The 16081-nt window shown below is 63.3% G+C and carries 11 protein-coding genes; 6 read left to right on the forward strand and 5 right to left on the reverse strand.

Going from position 1 to position 16081, the window contains the following annotated elements; genetic code table 11:
• The first annotated feature begins 37 nt into the window (after window positions 1–37).
• The 3 genes from BLW21_RS14805 (at window position 38) to BLW21_RS14815 (ending at window position 3316) form a co-directional block, all read left to right on the forward strand.
• Complete coding sequence (locus tag BLW21_RS14805; RefSeq protein ID WP_175470987.1) at window positions 38–2017, forward strand: DUF3857 domain-containing protein; 1980 nt, start codon at window positions 38–40, stop codon at window positions 2015–2017.
• A 90-nt stretch (window positions 2018–2107) separates the two neighbouring features.
• Entirely contained in the window at window positions 2108–2668 is a 561-nt protein-coding gene (locus tag BLW21_RS14810; RefSeq protein ID WP_092741489.1) for a PPC domain-containing DNA-binding protein, read from the forward strand.
• 132 nt (window positions 2669–2800) lie between these two features.
• Window positions 2801–3316: a DUF4442 domain-containing protein gene (locus BLW21_RS14815; protein WP_092741399.1), complete on the forward strand. Its 516-nt coding sequence runs from the start codon at window positions 2801–2803 to the stop codon at window positions 3314–3316.
• A 160-nt stretch (window positions 3317–3476) separates the two neighbouring features.
• Here BLW21_RS14815 and BLW21_RS14820 read toward each other — a convergent pair whose 3' ends face one another.
• Both BLW21_RS14820 and BLW21_RS14825 read right to left on the reverse strand, forming a co-directional pair.
• Window positions 3477–5039 (reverse strand): DNA integrity scanning protein DisA nucleotide-binding domain protein, encoded by a 1563-nt coding sequence (locus tag BLW21_RS14820; protein WP_092741401.1) that lies wholly within the window; start codon window positions 5037–5039, stop codon window positions 3477–3479.
• 107 nt (window positions 5040–5146) lie between these two features.
• Window positions 5147–5941, reverse strand: coding sequence for an energy transducer TonB (locus tag BLW21_RS14825; RefSeq protein ID WP_092741403.1), 795 nt, complete (start codon window positions 5939–5941; stop codon window positions 5147–5149).
• A gap of 190 nt (window positions 5942–6131) precedes the next feature.
• Here BLW21_RS14825 and BLW21_RS14830 point away from each other — a divergent pair, with 190 nt between their 5' ends.
• Window positions 6132–6848 carry a hypothetical protein gene (locus tag BLW21_RS14830; RefSeq protein WP_092741405.1) on the forward strand — a complete coding sequence of 239 codons (717 nt, stop codon included), beginning with the start codon at window positions 6132–6134 and terminating at the stop codon, window positions 6846–6848.
• Window positions 6849–6893: 45 nt separating this feature from the next.
• Window positions 6894–8798: a MutS-related protein gene (locus BLW21_RS14835; protein WP_092741407.1), complete on the forward strand. Its 1905-nt coding sequence runs from the start codon at window positions 6894–6896 to the stop codon at window positions 8796–8798.
• Between the two features lie 12 nt (window positions 8799–8810).
• On the opposite strand, the gene BLW21_RS14840 is transcribed toward BLW21_RS14835, so the two are convergent.
• Entirely contained in the window at window positions 8811–9218 is a 408-nt protein-coding gene (locus tag BLW21_RS14840; protein WP_092741409.1) for a response regulator, read from the reverse strand.
• Between the two features lie 113 nt (window positions 9219–9331).
• The gene (locus tag BLW21_RS14845) at window positions 9332–11989 is read right to left on the reverse strand and encodes a PAS domain-containing sensor histidine kinase (protein WP_092741411.1); all 2658 of its coding nucleotides are present in this window, start codon (window positions 11987–11989) and stop codon (window positions 9332–9334) included.
• Between the two features lie 170 nt (window positions 11990–12159).
• Here BLW21_RS14845 and BLW21_RS14850 point away from each other — a divergent pair, with 170 nt between their 5' ends.
• Window positions 12160–14319 (forward strand): FUSC family protein, encoded by a 2160-nt coding sequence (locus BLW21_RS14850; protein ID WP_092741413.1) that lies wholly within the window; start codon window positions 12160–12162, stop codon window positions 14317–14319.
• 69 nt (window positions 14320–14388) lie between these two features.
• Here the strand turns inward: BLW21_RS14850 and BLW21_RS14855 are convergent, their stop codons facing one another.
• Window positions 14389–15879, reverse strand: coding sequence for a M28 family peptidase (locus BLW21_RS14855; protein WP_092741415.1), 1491 nt, complete (start codon window positions 15877–15879; stop codon window positions 14389–14391).
• Between the last annotated feature and the right edge of the window lie 202 nt (window positions 15880–16081).

Consider the following 16081-nt stretch of genomic DNA (forward strand, 5'->3'; position numbering starts at 1 on the left):
CAGGTTCGGCATAGAACCATTTTCCATTTCCCTCTTCGTGAAGAACCTGTATAGCCCCGCCAGCCGCTTGCTGGCACTGGTACTGGCGCTGCTGCTCCTGCCTGCGCTCCTGCACGCGCAGGCCCTGCCCGCCGCCCTCACCCACGCCCGCTACGACTGGGAGGCCAGGCGCAAACCCGCCACCCTTACGGCTGCCGAGGCCCAGCAGCCCGCCGTGGTGCTGCGCGACTTCCGGGCCGAAGAGCTGGCCCTCGATGCCCGGCAGGAATTGCGCCTGTACTCGGTCGACCACCGCATCGTGCGCGTGAACTCCTCCGATGGTATCGAGCGGTTCAACAAAATTTACCTGCCCGCGCAGGAAAACGGCCGCATTGTGCAGCTTAAGGCCCGCACCATTAGCCCCCGGGGCGTAATTGTGGATGTGGCTGAGAGCAATATGAAGGAGCTCAAGGATGAAGATGGCGGCCGCGGTTTCAAGGTATTTGCGGTGGATGGCGTGGAGAAGGGCAGTGAAATCGAGTACCTGTTTGTCCGCGAGCGGCCCGCGCAGTATTTCGGCCGCATTTATCTGCAAAGCGAAGCGCCGGTGCGCGACCTGCGGGTAGAGCTCATCACGCCCGAAAACCTGACCTTCGAAATGTACCGCTACCCCGGCGGCCTGCTGCCCGACACCGTTCGCAACGGTAAGCGCGTTATCGGTCTTTCGCTGCGCAACGTGCCGGCGCTACGCGAGGAGGGCTTTGCCAACGCCGCTGCCCAACGCCAGCGCCTGGAGTACAAGCTGGCCTACAGCGCCAGCCAGGGCCGCCAGCGCGCCTTCACCTGGGCCGATGCCAGCCGTTACCTCTACGAGCGGGTTTACCAGTGGAATAAAGACGAGTTGAAAGCCGTGGATAAACTGCTGAAGCAACTGAAGCTACCGGCCAATCAGCCGCTGCCAGCCCTGGAAAACTACCTCAAAACCAACCTGCAGCTGGGGGCCGAAAGTGGCCCCGAAAAGCTGACGGATGTGCTGGCCGCCCGCGCCGCCTCCGAAATGGGGTCCGCCCGCTTGTTTGCGGCAGTGCTGAGTCGGCTCAATATTGCCAATGAGCTGGTGATGACCACCGACCGCACCGAAACGCCCTTTGATGAGGCCTTCGACACCTGGAATTACATCGAGCATCCGGCGTTCTACCTGCCCGCTACCAAACAGTGGCTGGCCCCCGGCCGGGCCGATTACCGCCTGCCCCTGATTCCGGCCGAGTGGACGGCCAACAAAGGGCTGTTTGTGCGCCGCGTGCAGCTGGGTACCACCGAAACGGCCGTGGGCACCATCGGCGACATCCCGACCACCATTGCCGACCAGAGCCCGAACGACCTCGACATTAGTGTGCAGTTCGCGCCCAGCCTCGACAAGAGTACCGTCATTATTCGCGAAACCCTGGGGGGCTACTCGGCGCAACCCATCCAGCCCTTTCTGGCCTTCGTACCCGACGATAAGCGGCAGGAAGTACTGGAAGGCATCATCAAAAGCAATGTGCCCGATGGGGTTTTCCAAAAAATAACCGTGACGAATGGTGAAAGTGGCCTGAACCCGCTGGAAAAGCCGTTTATCGTGGATGCTACCCTGGAGTCGGTGGCGCTGCTCGACCGGGCCGGCCCTAAGTATCTGTTCAAAATTGGAACGCTGCTGGGGCCCCAGTCGGAGCTGTACCAGAGCGAAGAACGGCAGTACGATGTGGAAAACGAGTTCAACCGCCGCTACAACCGCACCATCACGTTCACGCTGCCGCCCGGCTACCAGGTACGCAACCTCGCCGATTTGAACATGGACGTGCAGGCCGGCCCGACTGCCGCCGGCCCCGAGTTCCTGTTCAAATCGGGCTACGCGCAGCAGGGCCAGCAGGTCACCGTCACCATTCGCGAGTACTACCGCCAGGTTTATTGGCCCAAAGCCGATTTTCAGCCTTTCCGCAACGTGGTGAATGCGGCGGCCAATTTCAACAAAGTCGTGCTGGTGCTCGAAAAGAAGTAGTTGAAAAGTTAACCGTCATTCAGAGCGTAGCGAAGAATGACGGTCTTCGTCAAAAAGAGTAGCTTCCCCACTTTCACAACCTCCCTGCTTATGTCCCGACTGCTGCTGGCGGCCCTGTTGCTTGCCACCACCGCTGCCGTTGCGCAAACTACTCCCGCCGCTATGCCCGTTACCTCTGCTGCTGCTGCTGTTTCGTCGCCGTTGCGCACGTATGCCCTGCGGCTGCGGCCGGGACAGGATTTGCGGCGCGAGCTGCTGGCCTTCGCGCAGGTCCATAATCTGCGGGCCGCCTGCATCCTGACGGGGGTTGGCAGCCTAACGACGACCACCCTCCGGCTGGCCAACCAGGAGGGCCCTACGGTGTACCAGGGGCACTTTGAAATCGTGTCGCTGGTCGGTACGCTCTCCGTCAATGGCAGCCACCTGCACCTGTCCGTAGCCGACTCGACGGGCCGCACATTGGGTGGGCATCTGCTCGATGGCAACAGTATCTACACCACCGCCGAGCTGGTTATCGGTGAGCTGCCGGCCCTGGATTTCCGGCGCGAAACCGACCCCACCTTTGGTTACCAGGAGTTGGTAGTGCGGCCGGCTGCTTCGGAAGCTGCCCCCAGCAAGGCACCTGCCCCGGTTCGTAACCGTAAGAAATAGCTCTTCCGGCTCAAAGCAGGGGCAACTACTTGAACGCTGGCTTCTTGCCGGGCGATGGTTATGTGGGTAGCCGGTTGCTTAATTAGTCGGCATGACGAGTAATTTTCGTTTCTTGTAGAAAACCCATTCGCCATGCCCGACCACCCCGCAGCCGTTGCCGCGCCCGATGCTGCCCGCCTGGAGAAATTCCGCCGCGACATCAGCAACCCGCTCAAGCTGAAGCTATTTATGCTGCGCAAGCTGCCGATGGCCTACCTGGCCGGCCTGCGCGTGGCCGAAGTACAGCCAACGCACTGCACCATCACGGTGCCCTACAAGTACCTGACGCAGAATCCGTTCCGGAGTATCTACTTTGCCTGCCTGAGCATGGCCGCCGAAATGGCCAGTGGCCTATTGGCCATGATGCACGTACAGAGCGGCGCGCCGGTTTCCATGCTAGTCGTGGGCCTGGAGGCCGATTTCACCAAGAAAGCGGTGGGCCTCATCCGCTTCACCTGCCCCGACGGGGCGGCCATCGGCCAGGCCGTGGCCGAGAGCCGGGCCACCGGCGAGGGCCGCACCGTGCTGGCCACCAGCACCGGCCTCGACGAAACCGGCGACACGGTAGCCGTATTCCGGATTACGTGGTCGTTCCGGGCGAAGCGGTGAATGGTAGTGAATAGTGAACAGTGGGGAACGAAACCGGCTGTCATCCTAAGCGGAGCGAAGGACCTTATCACGTATAAACTACCGTAACAACGACTCGTTTTAGCGTAACAAGGTCCTTCGCTTCGCTCGGGATGACAGCCGGTTTCGTCCCCACTGTTCACTATTCACTAACCACGCCTTCTTTGGTGATGACGTCCATCAGGCCGTCTTCGCTCACCACAATAGCCAGGCAGGGATAGGGGCTGCTTTCGACGTAGCGAATGGCCGAGTTGTAGCGGGCACCGCGGGTGCTGGTGCCGCGGCCGGTGGCCTTGCCATCCAAAATCACGCCGATGGAGTAACAAAAAGCGTCCGGATCGAGGAGCACGGCGCCGTCGATGGCCGTGACGAGGCGGGTAATGAGCGGGGTGAGCGGCACGGGCTCGATGAGCGTGCACTGCAGCTTGAGGCGGTCGGCTTCGGCCAGGGCTTCGGTGGTAATGACGAGCAGCGTGCCGTGCTTCTGGCGGCTGGCTTCGAGCACCACGTCCCAGAGCTTTTCCACTTTGGCCGAATCGGTGAGCTCAAACGTGCGGCGCAGGTCGCGGCGGAACTTGGTGCGGTTGAGGCGGGCGCGGGGCAGGCTGGGGTTGCCATAGTGGGCGCGCATAAGCACCTGTCCGCCGTGCTGAAATTCCCAGGCGTAGTGGGTAATAAAGCTGATAACGAACAAGTCCTCCCGCGCAGCGTCGTACTGGCCGATTTGCCGGCCCAGCGCGTACACGTTTTCGCCGTCGGCCAGCAGGCTCACGTCGGAGGTCGTCATTTCGAGCAACTTGCGCACGGCCCGGTAATCGGTGAGCGGGGTGGGGCAGGTAAGGGCGAATACCTCCGAGAGGTTGGGGTGGCCGCGGCGGGCCAGTAGCAGCTTGCCCACGCCCTCGGCCCCCTCGTAGCGCAACGAGGAGATGGTGTTGCAGGTGGCAAACAGCTTGGTGGCCGCCGGATTCATGCCCATATCCTGGGCCGGCGTGTCCATAAACAGCTTGCCCGCCGAGCGGATAATCTCGTCGGAGTCGCGGGGACGGATAAGCAGCCCCGAGCCTGGTTCGGGTTCGGTCAGCGACTTAATGCAGTCTTCGTTGAAGCGCAGAATGGCTGCCTGAATAAGCGAGTGGGGCAGCTGGCGACCATCGGTATAGTAGCGGTTGGGCTGCAGCGAAGGGTAGCTGTTGTACACCTTGCGGTTGAGCCGCAGTACGGGCATCACCGCAAAACGGCCGATCTGGGCCGGCCAACCGGCAAACGACAGCCGCTTGTCGGCGGCGTCGAGCACTTCCTGCACGGCCAGGCGCACGCCCCGGCCAAACTGCTTGCGCCGCTGCATGTCCTCGCTTTCGAGGTCGGGGTCGGATGGCTGCCAGTTTTGGGCCTGCTGCAGGGCTTGGCCCCGCTCCAGTACCTGCGCAAAATGGTGGGCGGGCACCGCTGAGTCGGCGGGCTCGAACTCGGCCGCCGCGTACAGGTCGTTATGCGTGCGCCCCACGGCCGTCAGGGGTAGCGCCAGCAGATACACGTAGGGGTCGAGGTCTTCGTCGAGGGCATCGAACAGGCCGTTGGCCACCGTTTGGGCTGCCTGCCGGAACCGCGCCTGATAGGGCCAGATAGGGTGGCTGGCGGGCAACGGCAAGGGTGTGCCAAAGGCAACGGGCGGGGCAGAAAGCAGCGGCAAAGGCGACAACATAACGACGGGAAAGTAACGGAAATAGCCCGATGGCCGGCGGCCGGCCAGGTGGCAGGCGGATGCTTGGGGGCACGTTTTACTCTAAGCGGGCAGCACTACTGCCGGGCTTACAACGAGAACACAACCGGCAGCACCATCTTTTGCTTTACCGGCTGCCCTTTATATAAGGCGGGCTCCCACTTGGGCGCCGCCTTCAACAGCCGGACAGCCTCCTCATCGAGGCCCGAGCCCAGCGGCTTAATGGGCTTTATACCAGTGAGCGAGCCGTCCTTTTCGATGATGAATTCCATCATTACCCGGCCTTCTACTTTGCGCTGAAGGGCCAAGGCCGGGTACTTCTGGTTCTGCTGAATCCACTCGAAAAAGGCCTCCGTGCCGCCCACGGGACGGGCGGGCTGGTCGGCACTGACCACCTGGGTGGTGGCCCCAGCGGTGCTCGGCGCGGCGGGGGTGCCCGCGGCCGGAGCTGCCGGAGCGTCGCCGGGAATCTGGAAGCTGATGGGGACCGTAACGCGCTGGCGCACCACGCCGCCGCGGTGCTGGGCGGGCGTCCAGCGCGGGGCCGCCTTTATCAGCCGGATGGCCTCGACATCCAGGAGCGGGTGCAGGGGCTGGACCACGGCCACGTTGGAAATGGAGCCGGTTCTTTCAATCACGAACGTAACCGTAACGGTGCCCTGCGCCCCAGCCTGCAGGGCGGCGGTGGGGTACTGCTGGTTTTCTACTAGGTACTGACCAAAGGCTTCGAGGCCACCGGCGGGCTGGGCAGGCTTCTCCACCGCGTCGTAGATTTCGCTGGCGGGTGGGGCCTTGGGGTACTTGAGCTTCTGCTGGGCCGCGGCCGGCGCGAGGATGCCGTTGCTCAACAGCCCCAGCAGTAGGAATCGGAAGTAGTAGTTCATTAGGGCAAAAGGGCAAAATAAGGATTAATGAGGGCAGGTAGAGCTACAATAACTGAACCATCCGCCGACCAAGTTCGGGCTTCTGTTGTACAGTTCCCGCCACTGCCCGGCTTTGGGCCAAGAGAATCTTTCGTAGTTTCCGACCCCATCAGCCTTTAAAATCGGCCTTCCGCTACGAAACTTCGGAATTATGAACAACAGCAAGTTAAGTGGCTTACTGGCCTGCGTAGGTCTGCTTGGAGGCTGCACAAAGGAAAAACTACCCCCGGCCGTAGTGTTAACGGGCAAAGTAGAGTTGGTCACGGAATTCGGAACGCCGGTGGTTGCCGGCAGCGGAATAAGTACGGAATCGATACAAGTGAAAACTGCCGTAGACAGCACCGCGACGGACCCCGATGGCCGTTATAAGGTGAGAGGAGCATCCAGGGCACAAACCCTGACCTTTGCCAAGACCTATATCGGCACGTATCGGATGATAAACTACCTGCCGCAAAAAGGCCAGGAAGTACCCCTGGTGAAGCTAGGGGTTAGGCCATCTTATACCATTGCCAGTGCCTATGTGAAAGTAGGGGCGGATTCCGTGTACGTGCAAGGTGTGGTTGGTACAGAGAATATTCCGGGGTTGCCGCCCCGTCGACACCGGCTGTTCTTTCAATCCGGCCCGGTTTCGCCGCTCAATTATTCGCTGTCGGTTGGTGGAGAAACGAACATAGGGAACAATCGATATATTGATGCGGTTCCTTTCTCTCTGCTTCGCGCCGCCGGATTGCTGCCAGGCACGCCAATTCAGCTTAAAGTGTATGCCGATAATGCATACGCTGACACGTATCTGGACTCGACAGGGCAGAAGCTGGTCTATCCAGCCGTATCATACTTTGGTTCCAATAACGTCATCTTCACCTACTAGGCACCTGTAGTCCTTACCTTCGCTGCTTCATCAGTAGCCGCTGCCGTGCCCGATTCTGCCGCTTACCATCCGCTCAACCCAAACCCCGCCGACCTTTTCCAGGAGAACCTAAAGCACCATACGGCGCAGGAAAGCTATTTTGCCGGCCGGCACCGGGCCGTGGCGCTGGTGCGGCTGGCCGTGTTTGGGGTAGCCCTGGCCGGCTTGTGGCTGCTGCTGAGCGCGGGCCAGACCGCCGCCGCGCTGGGGCTGGCGCTGGCAGCCTACCTGGTATTTATTGGCCTGGTGCGCTGGCACGAGGCCGTGGGCTACCGCCGCGAGCATCATCGGCTGCTGGCGCAAATCAACCAGGGCGAGCTGGCCCGGCTGGCCGGCGAGCTGGCCGGCTTCGACCCCGGCCGCCGCTACCTCGATGCCCAGCACCCCTACGCCGCCGACCTCGACGTATTCGGCGACCACTCGCTGTTTCAGCTCCTCAACCGCAGCACTTCGCGGCTAGGGCAAGACTGGCTGGCGGGCTGGCTACTGGCTCCGGCTGCGCCCGAAACGGTGCGCGAGCGGCAACAGGCCGCCGCCGAGCTGGCCCCCAACGTAGCCTGGCACCAGGAGTGGCAGGCCCGCGCCCGCCACTATCCGCGCCAGGAAACCGACCCGCGCCAGTTTGCCGGCTGGCTGCGCGAACCCGATTTTTTTGCCGGCCGTGGCTGGGTGCTGCCGCTGCTGGGGCTGCTGCCGCTGCTGGGGCTGGCGGGCGTGGTGCTGATGCTCGGCGGCTACGGGGCGCAGTGGCTGTTGCTGCTGCTACCGGCGGTGGCGCTCAACAGCGCTTTTGGCCAGGTGCGGGCCCGCTACTACGAGCATGCTACCACCATGCGCGACGCACTGCGGGCCGCCCACGACCAGCTGGAGCACTTCGAAGCCGGCAGCTGGCAGAGCCCGACTCTGCAACGGCTGTACCGCACGCTGCATGAAACCGGCAACACGGCCGCCGCCCGGCTGCTCAAGCGTTTGAGCAACATTGCCGGCTGGTTTTCGGCCCGCCAGAACCCGGCCGTAGCGGGCGCGCTAAATACGTTGCTGCTCTGGGATTTGTGGGGTATCTGGCAGCTGGAACGCTGGAAGCGGCGCATTACGGGCGGCCTGGAGCCGCTGCTCGAAGCGGCCGCCGAGCTGGATGCGCTGGTGAGTCTGGCCGCTTTCCGGGCCGCCAATCCCGCTTTCATCGAACCCGACCTGTCGGCCCCGGCCCTGACGGTGGAAGCCGCCGCGCTGGGCCACCCGCTGCTGTTTGGCGGCGAGGGCGTGCGCAACGATTTTGCCACCACCGGCCCGGGCCAGACGGTGATTGTAACGGGCTCGAATATGGCCGGCAAAAGCACCTTTCTGCGCACCGTGGGCCTGAATCTGGTGCTGGCCCAGTCCGGCGCCGTAGTGGCGGCCGCTACCTTCCGTTGCGGCCCGGCCCAGGTGTTCACCGCCATGCGCAGCCACGACAACCTAGCCGAAAGCACCTCCTCGTTCTATGCCGAACTCAAGCGCCTGCGCCTGCTGCTGGATTTGACGGAGAAGGAAGAGTTGAAAGCCGATGATAAAGCGGGTTCGCCGGCCGCTACCGCCGCGGCGTCTACCAACGGCCGAAGCCCTATCCCGGTGTTCTACCTGCTCGATGAGATTCTGAAGGGCACCAACTCGGCCGACCGCCACCGCGGGGCCCGGGCGCTGGTGTATCAGCTGCGCGAGCGAGCCGCCAGCGGCCTTATCAGCACCCACGACCTGGAGCTGGCGGCCCTCGAAGCCGACCTGCCCGCGCACGTGCGCAACGTCAGCTTCAACTCCTACCTCAACCCCGACGGCACCCTGCGCTTCGACTACCACCTTACGCCCGGCGTCTGCCGCTCGTTCAATGCCAGCCAGCTTATGCGACTGATGGGAATAGACGTAGATTTTTAGGCTACAAGGCCTTTAAGCGCCCAGTTGCCGCTGGAAGTGCAGCTGCAGCAGGTCGCTTACTTTTTCTTTGGTGAGGGGTTTGCTGACCAGACCGGCAATAGACAGCTCATCGAGGCGAACCAGGTCGCGCGCATCCATGGTGGTCGTGAGCATGACCACCACCGTGGCGCCGCGCTGCTCGGCGGGCAGTTGCTGGTAGGCTTCCAAAAACTGCATGCCGCTCATGCCGGGCATGTTTACATCGAGCAGGATGAGGGCGGGCGCGTCGGGGGTACCTTGGGCCAGCAGGCCGAGGGCCGCGGTGCCGCTTTCGGCTACCAGCACGCGCTCGGCTACTTCCAGTTTGTTAAGTAGCAGCTCGTTGAGAAAGTTGTTGGTCTGGTCGTCGTCAATCAGCAGAATACTCGGTAGTTTTTCCATAGGGTTGGGTGGTGGTTGTGCTGCTGGTTGATAACGACTTGTTGGCGATGGTTGGGTGTGGGGCAACTTACTTCGGGCGGCACAGCCTGGCCGGGAACAGGTAGGGGAAGACGCTACTCGGTGGCGGGTAAAAATACGGTAAACGTGGTGCCCACGCCCGGCTCGCTACGCACTTCAATGCTGCCGCCGGAATTTTCCACTATTTTCTTCACCATGTACAGGCCCACGCCCGAGCCCGGTACGTGGTTGTGCAGCCGCCGAAACAGCTGAAACAGCTCCTGCCGCTGGGTTTCGCTCAGGCCCAGGCCATTGTCGTGTACTTCCAGCACCACCTGCTGGCCCACGTGCCGGCAGTGCAGCCGCACGTGCGGCGGGCGCAGGGGCATACGGTACTTAATAGCGTTGCTGAGCAGGTTGTATACCACCGAGCGCAGGTTTTTAGCCGAGAACCGCACGGTTGGGCAGCCGTCGAGCTCGGTTTCGAGCAGGGCGCCCGCCGCGTCCAGCTCGGGGCCCATATCCAGGCGCACGGCTTCTACCAGCGCGGGCAGGTCCACGGCTTCGGGCGGCTGGTCGAAGGTGGTTTGCTGCAGGCGCGACACGTCGGTGAGGTGGACCAGTGTCTGTTGGAAGCGGGCCACGGCGTCTTCCATCATGGTCAGGAGTTGGGGTACGGGCTCCTGGGCGCGGGCCGCGGCGGGCAGGTGCTCGCGCAGGGCCAGCAGCAGCCCCTCCACGTTGGTAATGGGCGATTTTAGGTCGTGCGAGGCCGAATACACGAACGTATCAAGGTCGGCGTTGGTGCGGCTGAGGCGGTGGTTGGAGTCGGCCAGTTGCTGGTTGGTGGCCTGCATTTCCTCGTTGATGGCGGCCAGCCGCTCGTTGAGCTCCTGCACCTGCTGGCGGGCCACCACCTGGTCGGTTACTTCGGTGCCAATGGCCACCAGCCCACTAATGGTTGCTGTTCCGTCGTGCAGGGCCTGAAAAGCGAAGTTGAAGTAGCCTAAGCACGGTTGGCCGGTGTGGGCGCGGTCGAGCTGAACCGGACTTTCATTGATGAAAAAGGTTTCGCCGGTTTCCATCACTCCAGCCAGAATTTCTTCGAAGCCCTGGCCGGCTGTATCGGGTACGGCCTCGAAGTAGGGGCGGCCCAGGGTGGTGGCGGGGTCGCGGCCCCACAGGGTACTCATGGCCGAGTTGGCCAGTTCCACCCGCAGCTCGGGGCCGCGCATAATCACGATGGGCACTGGCACCTGCTCGAAAATGGCTTGTAGCTCGCGCTGGCGGCTTTCCCGCTCGTGGCGAGCCAGCACCCGCTCGCTTACTTCCATGGCAAATACCTGCACCCCCCGTACCTGTTGCTGCGCATCGAACAAGGGCTGCGCCGTGATATCGAAGTAGCGCTGCTGGCCGGGCTCGTGGGCCAGTTCGGCGGGCGTTTCGCGGGTAACCAGCGGCTGGCCGGTATTGTATACGCCGTTTGCCATGGCTACCAGACCCTGGGGCACCGCCTCAGGCAGGCATTCGGCCCAGGGCTTGCCCAGCACGGCGCGCCCACCGGCCAGCACTTGGTAATGCTCATTAAAGAAGGTGAAGCGATGCTCGGGGCCGCTGAACGTGACGATAATGGCCGGTACCTGGCCCAGAATCTGGCCCAGCAGCTCTTGCTGCAGCCGGGCCTGGCCGCGCTGGTGCTCGGCCTCAGCCAGCGCCTGCTGCACCTCCCCGGTGCGCCGCGTTACCCGGCTGTCCAGCTCTTCGTTGAGGCGCTGCAGCTGCAGCTGGGCATCCAGCAGGCGCACGTTGGCGGTCTGGTACTCCTCGTTAGCGGCATACAACTCCTCATTGATGGCGGCCAGTTCCTCGTTGGCGGCAGCCAGCTCCTCGTTGAGATGCTGTACCTGCTGGCGCGCGAGCACCTGCTCGGTTACGTCCACGGCAATGGCTACGATACCCAACACCCCACCCGCGGGACCCGCCGAATCATATAGCGGCTGATAGGTAAAGTTGAAAAAGCGCGTCTCCAAATTGCCCCTGGAATCGCGCAGCCGGGCCGGCACCTCCTGCCCCCGGAAGGCCACCCGGGTCCGGAGCACCTCCCGGATTTGCCCGTCGAAGCCCTGGCCCCGCAGTTCGGGCATAGCTTCCAGCATGGGCTGGCCCAGCACTGCGGCGGCCGGGTAGCCCCAAATGGCGCACATCATCTCGTTGGCCGCCCCAATTACGCACTCCTCACCTTGGTAGAGGCAGATGGCCACGGGGGCCTGGGCCAGCAGCGCCTGTAATAAGTTGCGCTCGGTTTCGGCCGCTGCCCGGGCCTGCTGCTCGGCCTGCTGGCTCTGGCGCAGGGCCTCCTCAATAGCGGTGCGGGGCGCGTCGTTGGTGTCGGTGAAGCTGACGAGCAACAGCGGGCCGTGGCGGCGGGCCGAGAGGTAATAGTAGCCGTCGAGGTCTTCGTAGCGGTAGTCGAACTGGCGCTGCTGGGTGCCCGGAGTCCGGAACGCTTCGCAGTAGAAGGCGAAAATACCGGTCGGGAGGGAGTGGGGGTACAGGCTCAGAAACGACTCGGTGGGCCGGGCCGGCTGCGCCAGCATGCGTTGGGCGGCGGGGTTGAGGTATTCGTAGGCCAGATCGACAATAACTGCCCCCGCCGCGCTATATACCGGGCGGAACAGAATCAGGCCAGTCTGCGACACGTCGAGCAGGTCGAGCAGCAGGTCCTCGGAAGCCGGCACGTCGGCCGGCAGCATCGGAACCATCTTATCCGCCATAAAGGAAGCTGAAAATCAAACTGAACAAAAGGGAAGAGCCCGAAGATACCCGCCAGCTGCCAGATTACCGCCGTTGCGGGGGCAGAATATGGGCGGGCGGTTGCAACTTGCGGCCGGGCCACCGGACTACTCGCCGCCGCCGGCCTTCCGAACCCCATTTGCCGCCGCTTATGTTTGCCGACCAAGCCCGCCAGCTGCGCTACTTTTTCTCGAGCCAGGAGTTTTCCGACGGCCTGCGCACCACGCTGGCCATTCTGGTGCCGGGCCTGGCGCTGGGTTGGCTGGGACAGTTGCAGGCCGGCGTAACCATGTCGGTGGGGGCACTGTGCGTGAGCCTGACCGACACGCCCGGCCCGCCGCTGCACAAGCGCAACGGCGGCGTGGCGGCCGTGGTGCTCACCGGCCTGATGGCGCTGCTGACGGGGCTGGTGCAACCGTATCCGTGGCTGCTGGGGGCGCTGGTGGTGGCAGTCAGCTTCTGGTTTACTATGCTGCTCGTGTACGGCAACCGGGCCGGGGCCGTGGGCACGGCGGGCCTGCTGGTTATGATTCTGCTGCTCGACAAGCCGATACCGCCGGGGTACTCGCTCAACTACGCCGGTTTGGTGGTAGCCGGCGGGCTCTGGTACCTGGCGCTGGCGCTGGCCCTCAACCGGCTGCGGCCCTACCGCGAGGCCCAGCAGGCGCTGGGCGAGGCCGTACTGGCCGTAGCCGGCTTTCTGCGCCTCAAAGCCGAGTTCTACCGCAGCGGCACCAACCTGGAGGCCGACTACCGCCGCCTGGTGGCCCAGCAGGTGCGCGTGAGCGAGAAGCAGGACGGCGTGCGCGAACTGCTGTTCAAAACCCGCCAGCTGGTCAGCGAATCCTCCGATACCGGCCGCCGGCTGGTGCTCACGTTCGTCGATCTGGTGGACCTCTACGAGCAGATTACCATTACGAGCTACGATTATGCCGAACTGCACCGCCGCTTCGAGGCTGGGGGCCTGCTCGACGCGTTTGCCGGGGAAATTGATGCCCTGGCCGCCGAGCTGGAGCGGGTGGGGTTCGCCATTCAGGGCAACTATACTTACCACGCGGCCGGTTCCGATCCGCTGGCTGGCCTCAACCAGCTCAAAGCCCGCCTCGACGCCCTGGAGGCCGACCCGGCGCAGTCGGGCTCGGTGCTGCCGCTGCGCAAGGTGCTGGTGAACCTGCGTAACCTCGTCGCGCGCCTTCAGGACATGCAGGGCTACTTCGCCGCCGAGGCGGCCATTGCCACCCCGGCCGCCCGGCCACTGCAAACCAGCGGCACGGGCAGCCTCGACCTCGACCGGTTCGTGGCGCACCAGCAGTTCACCCTGCGCCAGCTCACGGGCCAGCTCACGATGCGCTCGGGCATTTTCCGGCACGCGCTGCGCATGCTGGTGGCCTCGCTCATCGGCTTCATCATCACCGAAATCCTGTCGGGCCACCACGGTTATTGGGTGCTGATGACGATAACCTACATGCTCAAGCCGGCTTTCAGCCTCACCAAGCAGCGCAACATTCAGCGGGTGATGGGCACGTTGCTGGGCGGGGTGCTGGGGGCCGTCATGCTCTGGCTGATTTCCGACCAACTGCTGCTGCTGGCCCTGATGGTGGGCTTCATGGTGGTGTCGTTCAGTTTCGCCCGCATCAACTACCTGGTTACAGTCGTGTTCATGACGCCCTTCGTGCTCATCCTGTTCAGCTTTCTGGGCCAGGGATACGTGCGGGTGGTGCAGGAGCGTATTTTCGATACCGTGCTGGGCTGCAGCATTGCCTTCGTGGTGAGCTACGCGCTGTTTCCGCGCTGGGAGTCGGAGCAGCTGCAGGGGGTACTGCGGCCGGTGCTGCGGGCCAACCTCAACTACCTGCGCACGCTCCAGCAGGCGCTGCTGGGCTCGCCCATTGCCCTGCTCGATTACAAGCTGACCCGCAAGGAAGTGTACGTGAGTTCGGCCAACCTGGGCGCGGCTTTCCAGCGCATGCTTTCCGAGCCCCGGGCCAAGCAGCGCCACCCGGCCGAGGTGCACGAGCTGGTGGTGCTCAACCACATTCTGGCGGCCAACGTGGCGGCCATTACCTCGGCGCTGCTGGCCGATGAAATCCGCCCCGGCGTATCGGCGGCGGGGCTCAAAACGCTGCGTCAGGCTCAGCAGCAGCTTCGGCGCGGCCTGCTCCGCTTAGGCGAGCCTGATGTGCCCGAGGAGTTTCCCCCCGCCCCGGCGCCCACCGCCGAAACAGAAGATGCCCAACTCGGCGAGCAGCTCGAGTTCATCCAGAAGCTCAGCGGCGACATCAATCGGATAACGGAAACGGTGGCGGGGTAGGGCAGAAAAGACCGTCATGCTTCTCTTAGCATGACGGTCTTTTCTGCTCATTGATAACGCACTCAGCAGTTATCGCTCCAGCTTGAAACCCGGCTCGCGGGCGGGCGGGGCGGGGCGGTTGGCCACGGCCCAGCCGGTCAGGTACAGCCACTGCGTCATGCGGCGCAGCTTGGCGTAATCGATGGTAGCGGGCTCGTCGCGGGGCGTGTGGTAGTCGGCGTGCAGCAGCGAGGTGAACATAACGGCCGGGATACCCAGGCGGGCGTAGGGCAGGTGGTCGGAACGGAAATACCAGCCCTCGGGGTGCGTGGCCTTGTCCCACTCGGTGTCGAGCTTGAACCGGGGACCGACCTGGTTGGCGGTCAGGGCGGTTTTTACGAGGTCTGAGGAGTTCAGGTGGGGCGCAATGGAACCCAGCAGGGCGGCCGAGTCGGGGGCGTTGCGGCCCATCATTTCGGCATTTAGCACGGCCACAATGGATTCGCGGGGCACGGTGGGCTTATTAGAGAAGTAGCGCGAGCCCAGCAGGCCGCGCTCCTCGGCGCCGTGGTACACAAACAGCGCCGAACGCTTGGCTGGCTGCTGCTTGAAGGCCCGCATAATGGCCAGTAGCGCCGCGCAACCGGTGGCGTTGTCGTCGGCGCCGTTGTAAATAGAGTCGCCCGCCACTGCGGCCCGCACGCCGTCGTGGTCCTGGTGGGTGCTGAAGAGCACGTACTGGCTTTTGAGCTGGGCATCGGTGCCGGGCTGCCGGGCCACAATGTTCACCGACGGATACAGGAAGGTTTCGGCCCGCAAATCGGCCACAAACTCCTGGCCCGACTTGCTGAGCGCCGCTGCCTCCGACATCGGTAGCCACACCACCGGCACCTGGCTGCCCATAATTTTCAACGACTCATCGGCGGGCAGGCCGTAACGGCCGCGCTCAAAAATATGGCTCCAGTGCTCGTACACGGCCTGGGCCTTATCATCCGACACAAACACCACGGCTACCGCCCCGGCCCGGGCTAGCTCGGCGGCCTGCTCGCGCAGCTTGCCAAACAGGTAGCGGCGGTAGCTGATGCCGTCGGTGGGTTCGCCCGAAAGCTGCACGGCCACCGCCCGACCCTTTATTTTGGCCTTGGCCAGTTCGGCCGGCGTGCCCGTGCCCACAAATACCAGTTTAGCCTTCAACTGGGCATCAACGGGGGCCACCACCACGGCCTCGTGGCCCGGCCGCAGCGTCCGGCCCCCGATGCTGACGGTGCTGGCGGGCGTGAGGCGGGTGCGCCGCAGGTTGAACCACTGGAAAAATGTGCCGTCGTCGCCGGCCGGCTGCATGCCGATGGCCCGCATCTGCTCGGCCAGCCAGGCCGAAGCGCGTAGCTCGTCGAGCGTGCCGCCCTCCCGGCCCCGGTATTTGTCGCCACCCAGCGCAAACAGGTCGCGCTTCAGGTCGGCCTCCTTGATGGCCGATTCGGCATTTTTGGCTGCAGTGCCCGGCCGGCTCTTCTGGGCCGATGTAGCAGTGGCCGTCAGTAGCAGGCCGGCAAGTAGCAGAGTGGGTAAGCGTGAGTTCATGAATGCGGGTTTAGGGATGGACTGGAAAAATACTGCCTGATACTAGTACGCACCAAAATGACCGATTGCCTGAAAATGGATTTTTCAGACTTAAACCACCCATGGTCGTGCTATTTTAGCAAGTGGCCGACTTTTAGGTGAGTTGAATCAAGGGTGATTTATAAACAATATGCGTAGGGTTTTACTTTGTAAGCCTTATAAA

It is taken from the genome of Hymenobacter psychrophilus (assembly GCF_900107135.1).
GTDB lineage: Bacteria > Bacteroidota > Bacteroidia > Cytophagales > Hymenobacteraceae > Hymenobacter > Hymenobacter psychrophilus.